This is a genomic window from Actinomyces oricola, from assembly GCF_004104015.1.
Classification (GTDB): Bacteria; Actinomycetota; Actinomycetes; order Actinomycetales; family Actinomycetaceae; genus Actinomyces; species Actinomyces oricola.
In genome coordinates, this window is sequence record NZ_RYFV01000001.1 from 162,811 (window position 1) to 178,168 (window position 15,358).

The window sequence follows — 15,358 nt, forward strand, 5'->3', positions numbered from 1 at the left end:
TGAACACTCGTGAACAGACGGGCCCCTACCCGCGGGGAGGTCTGCGTTGCTCCTGATTGGCGTAGTGCGTGTAGGCCAGGGACAGCAGAAAACAGACGACTCCAGCGGCGGCCAGGGACAGCACCCTGACCAGGGAGGTCTGGTCGCCAATGTCGACCAGGGCGAGCTTAAGAACAGTCACCAGGACGAGCACGAGCCCGTAGTGCCGCAGGGCTGTCGCCCCCATCCGAAAGCCCAGGACAATGAAGGCGGCTCCAATGAGCAGGATAGTGGCGCTCATGAGCACTGAGGTCAGACTGGTCCCGGTGAAGATTAGGACCGAGCCGGAGACGAGGATCGTCATCACAATGGCGGCGACGATCGCAATCTCACTGCGACGCCTCCACGGCCACACCAGCCAGGTGCCCGCGGTGGCCGCGGCCAGGGAGCCGACCACAAGGACCGACTGTTGCAGGGGCGCGTCCATGAGCCCCCCTGGGCTGAGACACACTAGGGAGACGGCCCAGGCGAAACCGGCCGTCGCCCAGATGCGGTTCGGGATCCTGGCGAGCAGTGGCTCGCCGCTGGCGCTCACCCCCAGGCGCCGCTTGATGCAGCGGCCTGTCAGCAGGGTGGCGGGCCGCAGCCCGGGGGCCCCTAGCCCCAGAAATACCAGGGCGGTAGTCAGTGCCGTTGCCAGCGTTATGGCCAGTGCCATCGCCCAGTCCGCAGTCAGGTACTGCGTTGAGCGCAGGAGCCGATAGCAGGACACGGGCAGTATCACCACGAGCTCTGCGCCCAGGCCCCACGCCAGCACGGAGAAGTAGGGCTTGACGGGCATGGAGGCGGCGGAATCGCGGTGCAGCCAGCTGTCCGCCGCGATCACGGGGAGTGGGCAGAGCAGGACTGCCAGGAGAAGGCTCACCAGCACGCCCGTGCTCTCGGTGGGCAGGAGCGCCGCGGGCAGCCCCAGGAGGGCGAGGAGGAGCAGGGGGTAAGAGCGGTCGGCTTGTAGCGCCGGCAGGGCGGATGCGGCCAGCGCCACCATGAACACGAGCCACAGCCCGGCGCCGTCGGTACTGATCAGCCCGAACACGACCACGACCGCGGTGCAGCACAGCGAACTGGCTTCCGTTATTGTCCCTGCCTGGGCCGGCAGCAGGCGCGCCAGCAGGAGCAGGCAGAACAAGGAGCACACGGCCAGCAGCGTCAAGGTGAGGATGGTCTCGGCCTGGGGGCCGGGCGATAGGCGCGTCGGCCCCGGCCTGTTAAGAGCGGAGAAGAGCTGGAACAGGGTGAGCCACACGACGACGGGCAGGCCGCACCACAGTACGGTTACGGCGCTGCGCAGACGGGTGTGCCACAGCAGGGCGGTGACCACGTGGACATTCGCCATGAGGAGGACCATGGCCACGGTGACAACCAGCAGGGCACCGAGGAACGAGGTGAGGAGCATTGGGGGCATGGGCGCGGCGAGCAGGCAGGCGGCTACCACGACAATAGAGGTCAACGGGTACCACGCGGCGTGCTCGGAGGTGCTGCGGCGCGTGAGCACCGTCGTGGTGACGCTCAGGGCCACTGCGTCAGCGAGGATCAGCCACCAGAGCGTAATGGACACCTCGGGGCGCGCATGGGCGTAGCTGATCGCGAAGCCCATCGTCACCAGCCCGCCGACCATGGAGATGACCGCGGTGAAGACGACACGGGTCAGGTGGGACACGGCCAAGAGCAGCAGCCCCCATAGCGCCATGAGGCTAAAGGCGAGCGGAGCAGGCAGCATGCCGTCAAGAAGGACGGCGCCAATGATTGACACGAACCCCAGGCCGCCTCCGGTGCCGGTCAGGGTGGCTGCTGCCACGCGCTGGTGGGGGCGGGCCTGGCTGAGTCCGATGCCGGTGACCGTCATAACCAGGGCGATTGTTGCCAGGACAATGATCTTGACCAGGTCCGGGATGGAGTCCCAGACCAGTGCAAGAAGGCTGGCCCCGGCCAGGAGTACGAGGATCGCAGCGGCTATGGAGAGGGCGTACTTACCGATCTCATTCTCACCAATGGGCTGACGTGCGGGGCGGTAAGGGCCGGCGCCGGGGGCCGTTTGCGGCTTCGGGGTCACCTGCGGCTTCGGGGTCACCTGCGGCTTCGGGGTCACCTGTCCGTAAGCAGCCGGGCCCTGGGCGGCCGCCTGGGCCGCCGGGCGCTGCGGAACCGGGTATTGGGGGTCCCCGGGCCTCATGGCTGCGGGCGCCGGGATTGCCGCGGGCACCGGGCCTGCTGGGGCCCGGGTGACCGGCTTGGCGGAGATATTGCGGTTGGGCGCCGGCCCGTTGCCCGGGGTTGTGCCGGCGCCATCCCGCCCCGGTGGAGTCCATTGGGAGGCCGCAACGCGGGCTCCCGGGGGCTGGAACCGGGAATCCGACGGTGGCTGGGGCGAGGGCGGGGCCTCGTGCGCGAGCGCGTTCTCGGGACTCGTCGGCTGTTCCGTACCTGTGGGGGAGTGGCCCGGCGCGGTTTCAACGAGCAGTTGCCGGGCGATCCAGTCGATCTTGGCTTCAAGCAGGTCGAGTCGTCTCATCACCGGGATGATCTCGGGAGATACAGGGGCTCCTGAGCGGGGAGCAGAGACCATGACGGCTCCTCGGGCGAGGGATGGCAGATAACACGAACAGATTATGGGCGTGACTAGCCTTGCGCGAGCAGAACAACAACCCTGTGGATAACTGGCGACGACAGTCGCCACGAGACACTCAGAATCGAACAGAGACGAACAACATAGGACTTAAACCACCAACACGAGGTAGTCTTGGAGGCATGAGCGAGCAAGGACTCCAAGCTGCCCAACGCAAGATGCGCGACGCCGGCGTCGCCCAACAGGCCATTGACGTTTTCACCCACTACTACAGGGCCCTTGAAGAGGGGGCCACCGGCCTCATCCCCGAGGACACCATTGAGCCCCTGACCCGGATCGACTCCATTGAAGATGTCGAGGTCAGTGAGGAGGACGCCCGCCGGGCCCTGTCTCAGACCGTCCTCATTAAGCTCAACGGCGGCCTGGGCACCTCCATGGGCATGCCCAAGGCCAAGTCGCTCCTGCCGGTGCGCGGAGGCAAGAGCTTCCTGGACCTTCTGGTCGACCAGGTCATGGCCGCCCGTGCGCGCTACGGCGTGAGCCTGCCCCTGGTGTTCATGGACTCTTTCCGCACCAGCGAAGACACCCTGGCCGCTCTGGCGGCGCACCCGGGCATTGAGGTTGACGGCCTGCCCCTGGACTTCATTCAGAACCGGGAGCCTAAACTGCGGGCCGATGACCTCACTCCCGTGCAGTGGCCGGCGAACCCCGAGTTGGAGTGGTGCCCGCCGGGACATGGCGACATCTACACCGCGCTGCTGGCCTCCGGGGTGCTCGACGCCCTCCTGGAGCGCGGTTTCCGTTACGCCATGACCTCCAACTCCGACAACCTTGGGGCCGCCCCTTCGGCGCGTATCGCCGGCTGGTTCGCCGCCTCGGGAGCCCCTTACGCGGCCGAGCTGTGTCGACGCACTCCCGCCGATGTCAAGGGCGGGCACTTGGCGGTGCGCAAGGACGACGGCCGCATCATTCTGCGCGACACCGCCCAGACGCCGCCGGAGGAGATGCACTATTTCACCGACCAGTTCCGTCACCCCTTCTTCCACACCAACAACCTCTGGTTCGACCTGGAGGTCCTGCGCGACACCCTGAGGGAGCGCGACGGCGTGCTGGGCCTGCCGCTCATTAAGAACGCCAAGACCGTCGATCCCGCGGACCGCTCCTCCACCCCCGTCATTCAGTTGGAGTGCGCCATGGGGGCCGCTATCGAGGCCTTCGAGGGCGCTACCGCCATTGAGGTCCCCCGCAGCCGCTTTCAGCCGGTCAAGACCACCAATGATCTGCTGCTGGTGCGTTCCGACGTCTATGAGGTGGATGAGGAGGGGCTGCTGGTCCAGGTGCCGCAGGAGGCCTGCACCATTGATCTGGATCCGGCCTACTTCAAAACCATCCAGGACTTCGACGCCCGTTTCCCCAACGGTGCGCCATCGCTGCGCGGCGCCCGCTCGCTCACGGTTCGCGGCGACTGGACTTTCGGGGCCGGGGTAGTGGTAACCGGCGAGGCCGTCATCAAGGACGACGGCGCCCCCGGCGTCATCGCCGACGGCGCCCGGATCTGAGCCGCCCGCAGGCCCATGGGCGGGGCGATTCGGGGAGACTCCGGGAGGCCGGCTCCGCCCACGGGCCGCGCGCTACAGGCCGTGGGCGGCCCCGGCGCCCGGACCCGCCCGGGGCCCCGGCGCCTCGCGCTACGCTGGCCGTATGAGCCTGACCGACTCCGACGTTGCTGTCCTCGCCGCCGAGGCCGCCGCCTCGGTCCACCGTTCGCGGACCGGCGGGGGCCTTGAGCGGCAGTGGAAGTCCGGCGCCGACTTCGCCACGGACGTGGACGTCGCGGCCGAGGAGGCGGTTCTCGCCCTCCTGCGCGAGCAGCGCCCCGATGACGCGGTGGTTGCCGAGGAGTCCGGGCACAGCGGCCCCCGGGACGCTCAGCGGGTGTGGCTCGTCGACCCGCTGTGCGGCACCCTCAACTACGCCGCCGGTGAGGGGCCCTACGGCGCCTCGGTCGCCCTGACGCGCGGTGACGACGTCCTGGCCGCCGCGGTCGCGGAGCCGCATCGGCTGACCTGGACGGACGGGACCGAGGCCCGGACGCGTGTCGCCGGTCACGAGGGGCCCGCCGTCCCGAGCGCGTCCTCGCGGCTGGTGGAGATCCTCATGGAGACCGTCGACCCGGACGAACAGGGCTTCTCCTCGGCACGGTTCTGGCGGTCCTCGGCCTTCGCGACCCTGAGCCCCCGGTTCGTCGGCACCGGGATCACCCTGGCCTGGGTGGCGTGCGGGCTCCGTGCGGGCTTCGTCCTGCCAGGGCGGCGCGGGCCCAGCGTCCACTTCTCCAGCGGGATCGGGATCTGCCGCGCCGCAGGCTGCGTCCTGACCGGGCTCCGCGGCGAGCCGCTCCACCTGGCCCACGACGGCCTGGTCTGCGCCGCGGACGCCCGGACGCACGCCGAGCTGCTCGCCGGGGTCGCTGAGCAGCTCGGTGGACGACGGACGTAGGAGACGCAGGAGGACGGGGCGGGGATCGGTGAGGGCGCCCCGAGCCGGTCCCAGGATCCGCAGGAACGGGCAAACAGGCAAAGGACGAACAAAAAAGAGGCTGGGACCACGTGGTCCCAGCCCTTATTCCCCAGCATGCCCTGAAGGTAGGGGAGTGGGCGATACTGGAATCGAACCAGTGACCTCCTCGGTGTGAACGAGGCGCTCTAACCCCTGAGCCAATCGCCCTACGCGGGCAGTACGTTAGCCAGCCGGCGCAGTCGAGGGCAAATCAGCCCCCGGTGAGGTGGATCACCGCCACGTTGTTTGCATTTGCTCGGCGGGTGGGTGTTATGGTTCTCCAGCACCAGGTGGTTCGCAGTAGTTGCTTGGGTGTGCGGATGTGGCTCAGTTGGTAGAGCATCACCTTGCCAAGGTGAGGGTCGCGGGTTCGAGTCCCGTCATCCGCTCCGAGGAGCCGGGAGCAGCCCAGTCCCCTGCATCTCATTGGTGGGTTGGCCGAGAGGCTAGGCACCGGCCTGCAAAGCCGTTTACACCGGTTCGAATCCGGTACCCACCTCGGGCGATTGGCGCAGCGGTAGCGCGCTTCCCTGACACGGAAGAGGTCACTGGTTCGATCCCAGTATCGCCCACCACCTGGGTCCGTGGCCGCCATTGCGGGGCCACGGACCTTGTCGTCGCCCAGTAGAACACGCTCATGCCCGCCGTGCCCCTGGGCGCAGTGCAAGTCCGCGCCGGGTGGCGGCCACGGCAGCCTCCGCCGCGTAGCCTTCACTCATGCCCCGCACCGTCCCCAACCCGGCCACCATGCGCGCCGTCGCCCACCCGTTGCGCATGAGAATCCTCATTGAGTTGTGGGACGCTGACGCACCACTGAGGGCCAAGGACCTCGCCGAGGCCCTGGGGGAACCGGCGAACTCGGTGAGCTACCACGTGCGGCGCCTGCGCGACGCCGGGTACGTCCAAGACGCGGAGCCGCCAGAGGGCTCTACCGCACGTGACCGCTGGTACGAGGCCCCGGTGCGCGGTATCCAGGGCGCTGAGGGCAGTGAGGACAGCCCCGAGACTGCGGCCGCCTTCGGTGCCGTCATGCGCACCGTCCACACCCAGATCGCCGAGCAGGTGATCACCGCCCAGGAGAAGCAGATTGGGCCGCTGCTCCATGTCGACGGCTTCGTGTGGCTGCCCCAGGACGTGGCCGCGGCCTTCACCCGCCGCTTGTCGGAGATCTCCCGGGAGCTGCGCCGCGCGGCCGCCGAGGCCCGCGAGACCGCCGCGCCAAGCACTCCCTTCACCCGCTACACCTATGCGGTCAATCTCGTGGCGCAGACCAGGGACGGCGAGCCGCTGACTCTTCCCGCCGCAAAAGTCCCTCAGCGGGACGCCATTGAGGACGCCGAGGACATTGAAGATCGTGACGACATTGAAGGCGAGGAGGGGTAGGGCCCGGGCCGTCCACCGCGCGCCGGTACCGACACGAGCCGACCCGGTCGATCGGGTTCCGATCGGGTCCGCGCCCGGCCGGATCGGGCCCGCGCCCGGCCGGGTCAGGACACGGGCGCCGGTGGCCCGCTCATTAGCCCCAGGCGCTCGAAGGCCTTGAGCAGCCCGTCGTCCTCGACGTCGTCGGTGACCAGATCCGCGGCGGCCTTGACCTGCTCCGAGCCATTGCCCATGGCCACGCCCACCCCGCAGTGCTGGAGCATCCCAATGTCCACGGTGGCGTCTCCGAACGCGATTGAGTCCTGGAGATCAATCCCCCGGTGTTCCAGGAGCAGGTCAATGGCCTGGACCTTGTTGGCCTCATCGCGGGCCACATCCCCGAACAGGGCGTCATGCCCGCGCCCGCCCCACGAGCCCACGAGCAGGTCGGAGAACTGCTCGCGGGCCGCCTCGAGGTCGGCGTAGGAGGACAAGACGAAGCTGATCTTGTTCACGTCGTCGCGCACGAGCTCCTTGGTCAGAATCATCTCGGGAAAAATGTCGCTCACGTCAAGGGTGTCGGTGTCGGTGGTGCCCTTGCCCGCGGCGTAGGCGCGCAGGGCGGCGAGCGCCTGGTGGGCGAAGGCCGGCGGGGCGTAGAGGCCGGAGTTGGCCTCCAAGTAGAAGACCAGGCCGCGCCGGGTCAGCCAGGAGACGATCTGGGCGCACTGCGCGCCGCTGAGGTGCTGGTGGAGGAGGACTGTGCCGTCGTCCTCCACATAGGCGCCATTGCCGCCAATCATGCCGTCCAGGCCAATGGCCCAGATATGGGCGGGCATCTCCGCCTTGGAGCGACCGGTGCAGGCGTAGACGCGGTGGCCGGCTGCGCGTGCCCGGCCCACCGCCTGTGCCGCCGAACGCGGCAACCGGTTCTCATAGTCGACGAGGGTCCCATCCACGTCCAGAAAGATCATCCGGGGCCCGTGCCTCATTGCAGAAACCACCTTTCCAGGGTCTGGAGGACCCCGTCGTCGTTGTTGCTGGGCGCCCGGAAGCGGGCGTCTTGGGCCAGCGCCGGGTGGGCGTTGCCCATGGCCACACCGTATCCGCACATGGCCAGCATCTCCCGGTCGTTGAGGGAGTCGCCGAAGGCGGCGGCCTGGGAGGCGGGCACGGCCCAGCGCTCCAAGAGGCGGGTCAGGCCGGAGGCCTTGTGGCAGCCGGGCACAATGAGGTCGACACTCACGTTCCCACTGGTCACCGGTTTGACAATGCCGCCCAGACGCTCGCTCAGGCGGGCGGAGAAGGCGTCGGCGCGCCCGCGGGGCACCAGCAGGGAGAACTTGAACAGCTCCCCGGCCACCTCCCGCAGGTCCGGCACGCGCACCATGCGCGGGTAGTAGAAGGACAGTTCCTCAAAGGTCTGCCGGCTCAAGGACTCCTCGGCGAACCCACCGCCGGGGCCCGAGGCGATGAACTCCACCTCCGGCTCGTCCTCAAGCACGTCCAGGACGGCGAGGGAGTTTGCGCGGGACAGCCAGGCGGTGAAAAGCGTCTCGTCGCCGGCGCGCACCATGGCACCGTTCTCCGATACGAAGGCCATCCGCTCGCCCTCGGGACCGAAGAAGGAGCGCAACTGCTCGTACTGGTTGCCGCTGGCCACCACCAGGCGGCAGCCGGCGGCCTCCATAGCGGCGTGGACGCGTTCGAAGCGTGGCCGGTCGTAGGTGGACCCGGTGCGCAGGAAGGTGCCGTCCATATCGACGGCAACAACGCGCACCGGTGGCCTGGGCGCGTTGGGGACCTGGGGGAGGGCTGCAATGGGCGCGGACGGTGGACTCATGCCCAGGGACGGCGGACTCATGCCCAGATGGTACGGCCCACTGCGGGGCGCGCCGCCACGACGGGTCGCCTGGGCGTGCCCTGACGGGGGGTGAACCCCGTACGCTGCCGCCATGGCCGACCCCTCCACGTACCGCCCTGCGCCGGGGGAGATCCCCACCTCGCCCGGGGTCTACCGCTTCCTGGACAGTGAAGGACGCGTCATCTATGTCGGCAAGGCCAAGAACCTGCGCTCGCGCCTGTCCAGCTACTTCCACGACATCACCGCCCTGCACCCGCGCACGCAGACCATGGTGACCACCGCGGCCGCCGTGGAGTGGACGGTGGTGTCCACCGAGGTGGAGTCCCTGGCCCTGGAGTACTCCTGGATTAAGGAGTTCAACCCCCGTTTCAACGTCATGTACAAGGACGACAAGTCCTACCCGTACCTGGCGGTCACCATGTCCGAGTCCTACCCGCGCGTGCAGGTGGTGCGCGGCGCTCGCAGGAGCGGCACCCGGTACTTCGGCCCCTTTGTGGCGGCCGGGTCGATCCGGGACACCGTCGACCAGCTTCTGCGCGTCTTCCCCGTGCGCTCCTGCTCGGCGGGGGTCTTCAAGCGCGCCCACGCCTCGGGCCGCCCCTGCCTGCTGGGCTACATTGACAAGTGCTCGGCCCCCTGCGTGGGCCGCATTAGCCCCGAGGACCACCGCGCCCTGGCTGAGGACTTCTGCTCCTTCATGGCCGGACGCACCGGCCCCTACCTGCGTGAGATTGAGAGCCAAATGCGGGCGGCCGCCGCGGCCCTGGACTTTGAGAAGGCCGCCCGCCTGCGCGATGACGCCGCGGCCCTGACCAAGGTGCTTGAGCGCAACGCCGTGGTCCTGCCCGACGCCACTGACGCCGACGTCTTCGCCCTGGTCCGCGATGAGTTGGAGGCCGCCGTCCAGGTCTTCCATGTGCGCGGGGGGCGGGTGCGCGGGCAGCGCGGCTGGGTCATTGACCTGGTTGAGCAGGCCAATGACGCTGAGCTCATTGAACGCCTTCTGCAGCAGGTTTACGCCGAGCTCCTCAACCCCGCCGACCCGGAGGCGGCAACCGATGCCACGGTGCGCGACGGCCGGGATGCTACTGGTGGCCGGGCCGCCCCGGCCATTTCGGGGCCTACCACCAGCCTGGGTGTGGGCCCTCGTGCCCCGGCCGCCCCCCAGCCGCGCGCCGGGACGGCCCACGCACCCGCCCCGCGCGCCGGCGAAGCGGCCGCCACCAGCGTCGACGACGTCGCGCACACCGCTACCACCGCCGTCCCCCGGGAGGTCCTGGTCCCGGTCCTGCCCGACGATGCCACTGCGGTGCGCCAATGGCTGTGCTCCCTGCGCGGCGCGAAAGTCGACCTGCGCGTGCCATTGCGCGGGGACAAGGCGGCGCTCATGGACACGGTGCGCAAGAACGCGCAGGAGGCGCTGCGCCTGCACAAGACCCGCCGCGCCGGCGACCTCACCCAGCGCTCCCAAGCCCTGGAAGAGCTCGCCGCGGCCCTGGACCTGCCCGAGGCGCCCCTGCGGGTGGAGTGCTATGACATCTCCCATACCCAGGGCACCTACCAGGTCGGCTCCATGGTGGTCTTCGAGGATGGCGCGCCCCGCAAATCCGACTACCGTCGTTTTACCCTGCGCGGGCCCGAGGGCGGCGGGGCCGGCGATGACACCGCCGCCATGGCGGAAGTCCTCACTCGCCGCTTTAAGCGGCTGCTGGCCGAGCAGGGCGAACTCACCGGCGACAACCCCGCCGGCGATGGCGCGGCGGGGGAGGGGCTGCCGGACCTCGTCCCTGACGTCTTCGACGGGCGGGCCACCGCCGTGGACACCGACGGCGTCCCCATCGCCTCGGGGCCCATCGACCCGAGTACCGGACGGGCTCGGCGCTTTTCCTACGCGCCCAGCCTTGTGGTCGTCGACGGCGGGCTGCCCCAGGTTAATGCCGCCAGGGCCGTCCTTGACGAGTTGGGGGTGGACGTGCCCCTGGTGGGTTTGGCCAAGCGCCTGGAGGAAGTGTGGGTACCCGGAGAGGAGTTCCCCGTGGTCCTACCGCGCACCTCACCGGCCCTCTACCTGCTCCAGCACCTGCGCGATGAGTCGCACCGCTTCGCCATCACCCACCACCGCAAGAAGCGCTCGACGGGCATGACCCGCTCCGTACTCGACGATATTCCCGGCCTGGGGCCGGCCCGGCAGGCCGCTTTGCTCAAGGAGTTCGGAAGCGTTAAGCGGCTGCGCCGGGCCAGCGCCGAGCAAATCGCCTCCGTCAAGGGCATTGGCCCGGCCCTGGCGGCCGCCGTCCTCAACCACCTGGGTGGTGGACAGGGCTCCTGAGGCGCCTGGCACCGGATGGCCGCCGGCACCCCCGCGGACCCTCCCGGAGAGTCACCAGACAGTGCTCACAAGGCGCCTGACAATGGCACACTCACCGTATGGAGATCCTGCGGGTGTTCAACAACAACGTCGTGCTGGCGCGTGACGAGCTTGGGCGCGAGGCCATCTTGACCGGTCGCGGCCTGGGCTTCCAACGCCGGCGCGGGGACACCGTCGATCCCGGGCTCATTGCCCGCCGCTATGTGCCCGCCCAGAACGCCGAGTCCGTGGCCGAGGTCATTGCCGGCATCCCCCTGGAGCGGATCTCGCTGATCGAGCGCACCTTCATCCAAGCCGCGCACGAGCTGAAGACGGCGGTGCCCTCCTCAACCGTGCTGGCGGTCGTCGACCACGTCAACCAGGCCATGGAGCGGGTTCGCACCGGACTGGTCATGGATTACCCGCTGCGCGCCGAGGTGGCCCACCTCCATCCCGAGGAGCTGCGGCTGGCCGAGAAGATGGTGGCCAATATCAATGCCTCTCAGGAGGTCCAGCTCCCTTCCGGGGAGGCCATTGCCCTGGCCCTCCACTTGTTCACGGCCGCCGTCGGGGCTCCCTCAACCCAGGAGGCATCACGCCAGTCCCGGCTCATTGCCCAGGTCATGGACCTGCTCAAGGGCGCCTTCGGCGAGGCCTTCGACGAGCACTCGATCGGCACTGCACGCTTCGCCGTCCACCTGCGCTACCTGCTGGTGCGCTCTCGCACTGGCGAGCAGATCGCCGACGGGACGGCGTCGGCCATAGCCGACGTGCTACGCGCCACGCACCCTGAGGCGCACCGGGTGGCACTGCGGATCAAGGAGCTTCTTGAGTTGCGTCTGGGCACCCGCATTGAGGCCGATGAAACCGCTTACCTCACTCTTCACGTCGCCCGCCTTCAGACGGGAATGCCCCCACTGACAGTGATGTGACTTATGACACATCACTCCGTACTTGTTTCTCCGTTAGCGGCTCCCTACGCTTCTCTTGAGCCCCTTGGGGGTTTATAGGATTGTGACCCGCAAGGGGCAAGACCTGAGATGTTTTCTGTGCAAACAGCACAAGAGGCATTTCGGGTCTTTTTTGTTCCTCGCGGATCCTGGATCGAGGAGGATCTTGATGGCAAAAGTCGACTACGCGGCGATGGCGCCGCAGCTTTTAGAGAAGATCGGGGGCGAGGCCAATATCTCCGCGATGTCCCACTGCGCCACCCGGCTGCGCCTGGTCCTGACCGACGAGTCCAAGGCCGCTACGGACCAGATTAAGGCCATGCCGGGAGTGGTCACCGTGGTGCAGGCCGGCGGCCAGTACCAGGTGGTCATCGGCAACGATGTGCCGCTGCTCTACGAGGAGCTCGGCAAGATTACCAAACTCGGCGACAGCGGCTCCCAGGACGAGGCCGCCGACGAGGGCAGCCTCTTCGACCGCGCCATTAAGCTCATTAGCGCCCTGCTCAACCCCATCATTTGGACCCTGGCCGGTGCGGGTCTTATTAAGGCGGCGCTTGCCCTGGCGACGACGGCGGGCTGGTCGGACCAGTCCACGACCTACACGATTCTCAACGCCGCCTCCGACTCCGTCTTCTACTTCCTGCCCATCGTCCTGGCCCTGACCTCGGCGCGCCGCTTCAAGGCCAATGAGATCACCGCCGTCGCGCTGGCCGGGGCCCTCGTCTACCCCAACATTGTGGAACTGGCGAGCGCCAAGGGCGTCACCTTCTTCGGGATTCCAGTGGTCATGGCGAGCTACACCTCATCGCTGCTGCCGATTATTGTGGCCGTGTGGGTCCAAGGCTATTTGGAGCGCTTCTTGAAGAAGACTCTGCCCGGCGCGATCCGCAATTTCACCGTGCCCATGATCGTTCTGGCCGTCATGGTCCCCCTGACCCTCATGACGATCGGCCCGGTCACCACACTCATCTCCAACGGGCTGTCCTCGGGAGTCTCTCAGCTCTTCGTCCTCGCACCGTGGCTGGCAGGGGCCGTCATGGGGGCCTTCTGGCAGGTCTTCGTCATGTTCGGCGTCCACTGGGGCTTCGTCCCGATCATGATGGCCAACCTCGACTCCCCGGGATACTCCTTCATCGGCGCGCCCCTCTTCGCCGCAGTCCTGGCGCAGGCGGCGGCCGTGCTCGGCGTGATGATCCGCACCCGCAGCGCCAAGATGCGGGAACTGGCCGGACCGGCCGCCCTGTCCGGATTCCTGGCCGGCATTACCGAGCCCGGCATCTACGGTGTCAACCTGCCGCTCAAGCGCCCCTTCATCTACGGCTGCATTGGCGGCGCCGTTGGTGGTGCCATCATGTCCATGGGCGGCGCTGCCACAGACACCTTCGTCTTCCCCTCCCTCATTGGCATCCCCGCCCTGCTCAACTACGGAAACCTCGTGCTGAGCTTCGCCGGTATGGGTGTGGCCGTGGTCATCTCCCTAACGCTCACCCTGGTCGTGGGCTTCAAGGACCCGGTCGAGGAGGCCGACGCCGAGCCCGCAGCGCAGGACGCCGGCGACGCCGAGCCGACCATCGCGCTGGGCTCGCCCCTGGCCGGCCGGGCCGTGCCCTTGGAGCAGGTCACCGATCCGGTCTTCTCCTCCGGCGCCCTGGGCAACGGCGTCGGCATTACGCCTGAGGGCGACAAGCGCATCCGCGTGGTGGCGCCCGCCGCCGGGACCCTGGTCACCGTCATGGACTCCGGCCACGCCTACGGCATTAAGACCGACGACGGCGTCGAACTGCTCATTCACGTGGGCCTGGACACCGTCGAACTCAAGGGGGAGGGCTTCAGCCCCGCGGTCGCGCTCGGCCAGCGCGTTGAACGCGGAGACCTCCTCACTGAGGTCGACCTGGCAACCCTGCGCGAGGCGCAGAAGGACCCCACCACCATTCTGGTGGTGACCAACACCGCCTCACTGGCCGGCGTCGTCCCGGTCATCTCCGGCAATGTCGACGCCGGTGACACCGTCGTCGAGATCGATCACTGAGGGCTCCCGGTTGGGGCCGCAATCGGCCCCAACCGGCCCCTCGCCACCCGCCGCATATAACACGTACCAAAAGCCGAGATCACGACATCACAAGGAGACATCACCGATGACCACCGCATCACCGACCTTCCCCGAGGGCTTCCTGTGGGGCGGCGCCGTGGCCGCCAACCAGGTGGAAGGCGCCTATAACGAAGGCGGCAAGGGCCTGTCCATCCAGGACGTCATGCCCCGCGGCATTACGGCCCCGCGCACTGCAGCGCCGACGCCCGACAACCTCAAGCTCAAGGCCATCGACTTCTACCATCACTACGCCGAGGACATTGCCCTGCTGGCGGAGATGGGATTCAAGGTCTTCCGCTTCTCCATCGCCTGGTCCCGGATCTTCCCGGCGGGCGATGAGACCGAGCCCAATGAGGAGGGGCTGGCCTTCTACGACCGGGTCCTCGATGAGTGCGAGAAACACGGCATTGAGCCGCTGGTGACCATCAGCCACTACGAGACCCCGCTGCACCTGGCCGAGACCTACGACGGCTGGTCCGACCGGCGCCTCATTGGCTTCTACGAGCGCTACGCCCGCACGCTCTTCGAGCGCTACGGCTCGCGGGTCAAGTACTGGCTGACCTTCAATGAGATCAACTCGGTGCTCCACGAGCCGCTGCTGTCCGGCGGCATTAACACCCCCAAGGACGAGCTCAGCCGCAAGGACCTGTACACCGCCATCCACCACGAACTGGTGGCCAGCGCCGCGGCCACGAAGATCGCCCGCGAGGTCGCCCCCGACGCCCTCATCGGCTGCATGGTCATTGCCACGCCGGTCTACCCGCTGACGCCCGACCCCCGGGACGTCCTGGCCGCCATGAAAGCGGACCACGCCAACCTGGCCTTCTCCGACGTCCACGTTCGCGGGGTCTACCCGGGTTACTTCCTGCGCACCCTGCGCGAGGAGGGCCTGGAGCTGTCCGACCTGGGTGTCACCGAGGAGGATCTGGCCCTGCTGCGCGAGCACACCGTGGACTTCGTGTCCTTCAGCTACTACATGTCGGTCTGCGAGACCGTCACCCAGAACGTCGAGGCCGGGGAGGGCAACATCCTGGGCGGGGTGCCCAACCCCACCCTGGAGGCCTCCCAGTGGGGCTGGCAGATCGACCCGGTGGGACTGCGCGTGGTGCTCAACCAGTTCTGGGACCGCTGGAACAAGCCGCTGTTCATTGTCGAGAACGGCCTGGGGGCGCGCGACGAACTGGTCACCGGAGCCGACGGCGAGCCCACCGTCGTCGACGACTACCGCATCAACTACCTGCGCGACCACCTCATCCAGGTCGGCGAGGCCATCGCCGACGGCGTGACCGTGCTGGGCTACACCACCTGGGGCTGCATTGACTGCGTGTCGGCATCCACGGCCCAAATGTCCAAGCGCTACGGCTTCATCTACGTCGACCGCAATGACGACGGCACCGGCACCCTGGAGCGCTACCGCAAGCAGTCCTTCGACTGGTACAAGGAGGTCATCGCCTCCAACGGCGCCAGCCTCGTGACCGACGCGGAGGTCTGAACCCATTCTCCGGCCCCACCAGCCGAACTGACATTGTGGGGTGAGACAGACGACGTTGGTGTCTGTCTCACCCCACAATGTCAGTAATGT

Annotated in this window: 10 protein-coding genes and 4 tRNA genes; 10 read left to right on the forward strand and 4 right to left on the reverse strand. The window is 68.0% G+C overall.

Going from position 1 to position 15,358, the window contains the following annotated elements; translation table 11 throughout:
* Window positions 1-25: 25 nt before the first annotated feature.
* Entirely contained in the window at window positions 26-2,551 is a 2,526-nt protein-coding gene (locus EUC46_RS00685; RefSeq protein WP_128772271.1) for a DUF2339 domain-containing protein, read from the reverse strand.
* 236 nt (window positions 2,552-2,787) lie between these two features.
* Here EUC46_RS00685 and EUC46_RS00690 point away from each other — a divergent pair, with 236 nt between their 5' ends.
* On the forward strand, window positions 2,788-4,164 hold the full coding sequence (locus EUC46_RS00690; RefSeq protein WP_128772272.1) for a UTP--glucose-1-phosphate uridylyltransferase: 1,377 nt from the start codon (window positions 2,788-2,790) through the stop codon (window positions 4,162-4,164).
* A 142-nt stretch (window positions 4,165-4,306) separates the two neighbouring features.
* Window positions 4,307-5,104, forward strand: a complete 798-nt coding sequence (locus EUC46_RS00695) for an inositol monophosphatase family protein (protein ID WP_128772273.1) — start codon at window positions 4,307-4,309, stop codon at window positions 5,102-5,104.
* Between the two features lie 155 nt (window positions 5,105-5,259).
* Here EUC46_RS00695 and EUC46_RS00700 read toward each other — a convergent pair.
* Window positions 5,260-5,332 (reverse strand) — tRNA-Val (locus EUC46_RS00700).
* A gap of 148 nt (window positions 5,333-5,480) precedes the next feature.
* On the opposite strand from EUC46_RS00700, the gene EUC46_RS00705 reads away from it, so the two are divergent.
* The 4 genes from EUC46_RS00705 (at window position 5,481) to EUC46_RS00720 (ending at window position 6,547) form a co-directional block, all read left to right on the forward strand.
* Window positions 5,481-5,553 (forward strand) — tRNA-Gly (locus EUC46_RS00705).
* Window positions 5,554-5,592: 39 nt separating this feature from the next.
* A tRNA-Cys gene (locus EUC46_RS00710) sits at window positions 5,593-5,663 on the forward strand.
* A gap of 1 nt (window position 5,664) precedes the next feature.
* Window positions 5,665-5,739: transfer RNA gene (locus tag EUC46_RS00715), tRNA-Val, on the forward strand.
* 142 nt (window positions 5,740-5,881) lie between these two features.
* Complete coding sequence (locus EUC46_RS00720) at window positions 5,882-6,547, forward strand: ArsR/SmtB family transcription factor (protein WP_128772274.1); 666 nt, start codon at window positions 5,882-5,884, stop codon at window positions 6,545-6,547.
* A 104-nt stretch (window positions 6,548-6,651) separates the two neighbouring features.
* On the opposite strand, the gene EUC46_RS00725 is transcribed toward EUC46_RS00720, so the two are convergent.
* Window positions 6,652-7,518 (reverse strand): Cof-type HAD-IIB family hydrolase, encoded by an 867-nt coding sequence (locus tag EUC46_RS00725; RefSeq protein WP_128772275.1) that lies wholly within the window; start codon window positions 7,516-7,518, stop codon window positions 6,652-6,654.
* Window positions 7,515-8,390, reverse strand: a complete 876-nt coding sequence (locus tag EUC46_RS00730) for a Cof-type HAD-IIB family hydrolase (RefSeq protein WP_164918715.1) — start codon at window positions 8,388-8,390, stop codon at window positions 7,515-7,517. Before EUC46_RS00730 ends, EUC46_RS00725 begins: the two co-directional genes overlap by 4 nt.
* A gap of 91 nt (window positions 8,391-8,481) precedes the next feature.
* On the opposite strand from EUC46_RS00730, the gene uvrC reads away from it, so the two are divergent.
* From uvrC to EUC46_RS00750, 4 genes are all read left to right on the forward strand, one after another.
* A complete protein-coding gene (gene uvrC / locus EUC46_RS00735; protein ID WP_128772277.1) occupies window positions 8,482-10,719 on the forward strand; it encodes an excinuclease ABC subunit UvrC in 2,238 nt (745 codons plus the stop codon).
* 98 nt (window positions 10,720-10,817) lie between these two features.
* Window positions 10,818-11,669 carry a PRD domain-containing protein gene (locus EUC46_RS00740; RefSeq protein WP_128772278.1) on the forward strand — a complete coding sequence of 284 codons (852 nt, stop codon included), beginning with the start codon at window positions 10,818-10,820 and terminating at the stop codon, window positions 11,667-11,669.
* Window positions 11,670-11,856: 187 nt separating this feature from the next.
* Window positions 11,857-13,716 (forward strand): beta-glucoside-specific PTS transporter subunit IIABC, encoded by a 1,860-nt coding sequence (locus EUC46_RS00745; protein WP_128772279.1) that lies wholly within the window; start codon window positions 11,857-11,859, stop codon window positions 13,714-13,716.
* A 106-nt stretch (window positions 13,717-13,822) separates the two neighbouring features.
* Window positions 13,823-15,268, forward strand: a complete 1,446-nt coding sequence (locus EUC46_RS00750) for a glycoside hydrolase family 1 protein (protein ID WP_128772280.1) — start codon at window positions 13,823-13,825, stop codon at window positions 15,266-15,268.
* Window positions 15,269-15,358 lie beyond the last annotated feature (90 nt).

Excerpts from the sequence above, each read along its gene's own strand:
- EUC46_RS00695 (WP_128772273.1), top strand. The coding sequence starts at position 4,307 with ATGAGCCTGACCGACTCCGACGTTGCTGTCCTCGCCGCCGAGGCCGCC.
- EUC46_RS00730 (WP_164918715.1), bottom strand. The coding sequence starts at position 8,390 with ATGAGTCCGCCGTCCCTGGGCATGAGTCCACCGTCCGCGCCCATTGCA.
- EUC46_RS00745 (WP_128772279.1), top strand. The coding sequence starts at position 11,857 with ATGGCAAAAGTCGACTACGCGGCGATGGCGCCGCAGCTTTTAGAGAAG.
- EUC46_RS00750 (WP_128772280.1), top strand. The coding sequence starts at position 13,823 with ATGACCACCGCATCACCGACCTTCCCCGAGGGCTTCCTGTGGGGCGGC.
- EUC46_RS00690 (WP_128772272.1), top strand. The coding sequence starts at position 2,788 with ATGAGCGAGCAAGGACTCCAAGCTGCCCAACGCAAGATGCGCGACGCC.
- EUC46_RS00720 (WP_128772274.1), top strand. The coding sequence starts at position 5,882 with ATGCCCCGCACCGTCCCCAACCCGGCCACCATGCGCGCCGTCGCCCAC.
- EUC46_RS00740 (WP_128772278.1), top strand. The coding sequence starts at position 10,818 with ATGGAGATCCTGCGGGTGTTCAACAACAACGTCGTGCTGGCGCGTGAC.
- EUC46_RS00725 (WP_128772275.1), bottom strand. The coding sequence starts at position 7,518 with ATGAGGCACGGGCCCCGGATGATCTTTCTGGACGTGGATGGGACCCTC.
- uvrC (WP_128772277.1), top strand. The coding sequence starts at position 8,482 with ATGGCCGACCCCTCCACGTACCGCCCTGCGCCGGGGGAGATCCCCACC.
- EUC46_RS00685 (WP_128772271.1), bottom strand. The coding sequence starts at position 2,551 with ATGAGACGACTCGACCTGCTTGAAGCCAAGATCGACTGGATCGCCCGG.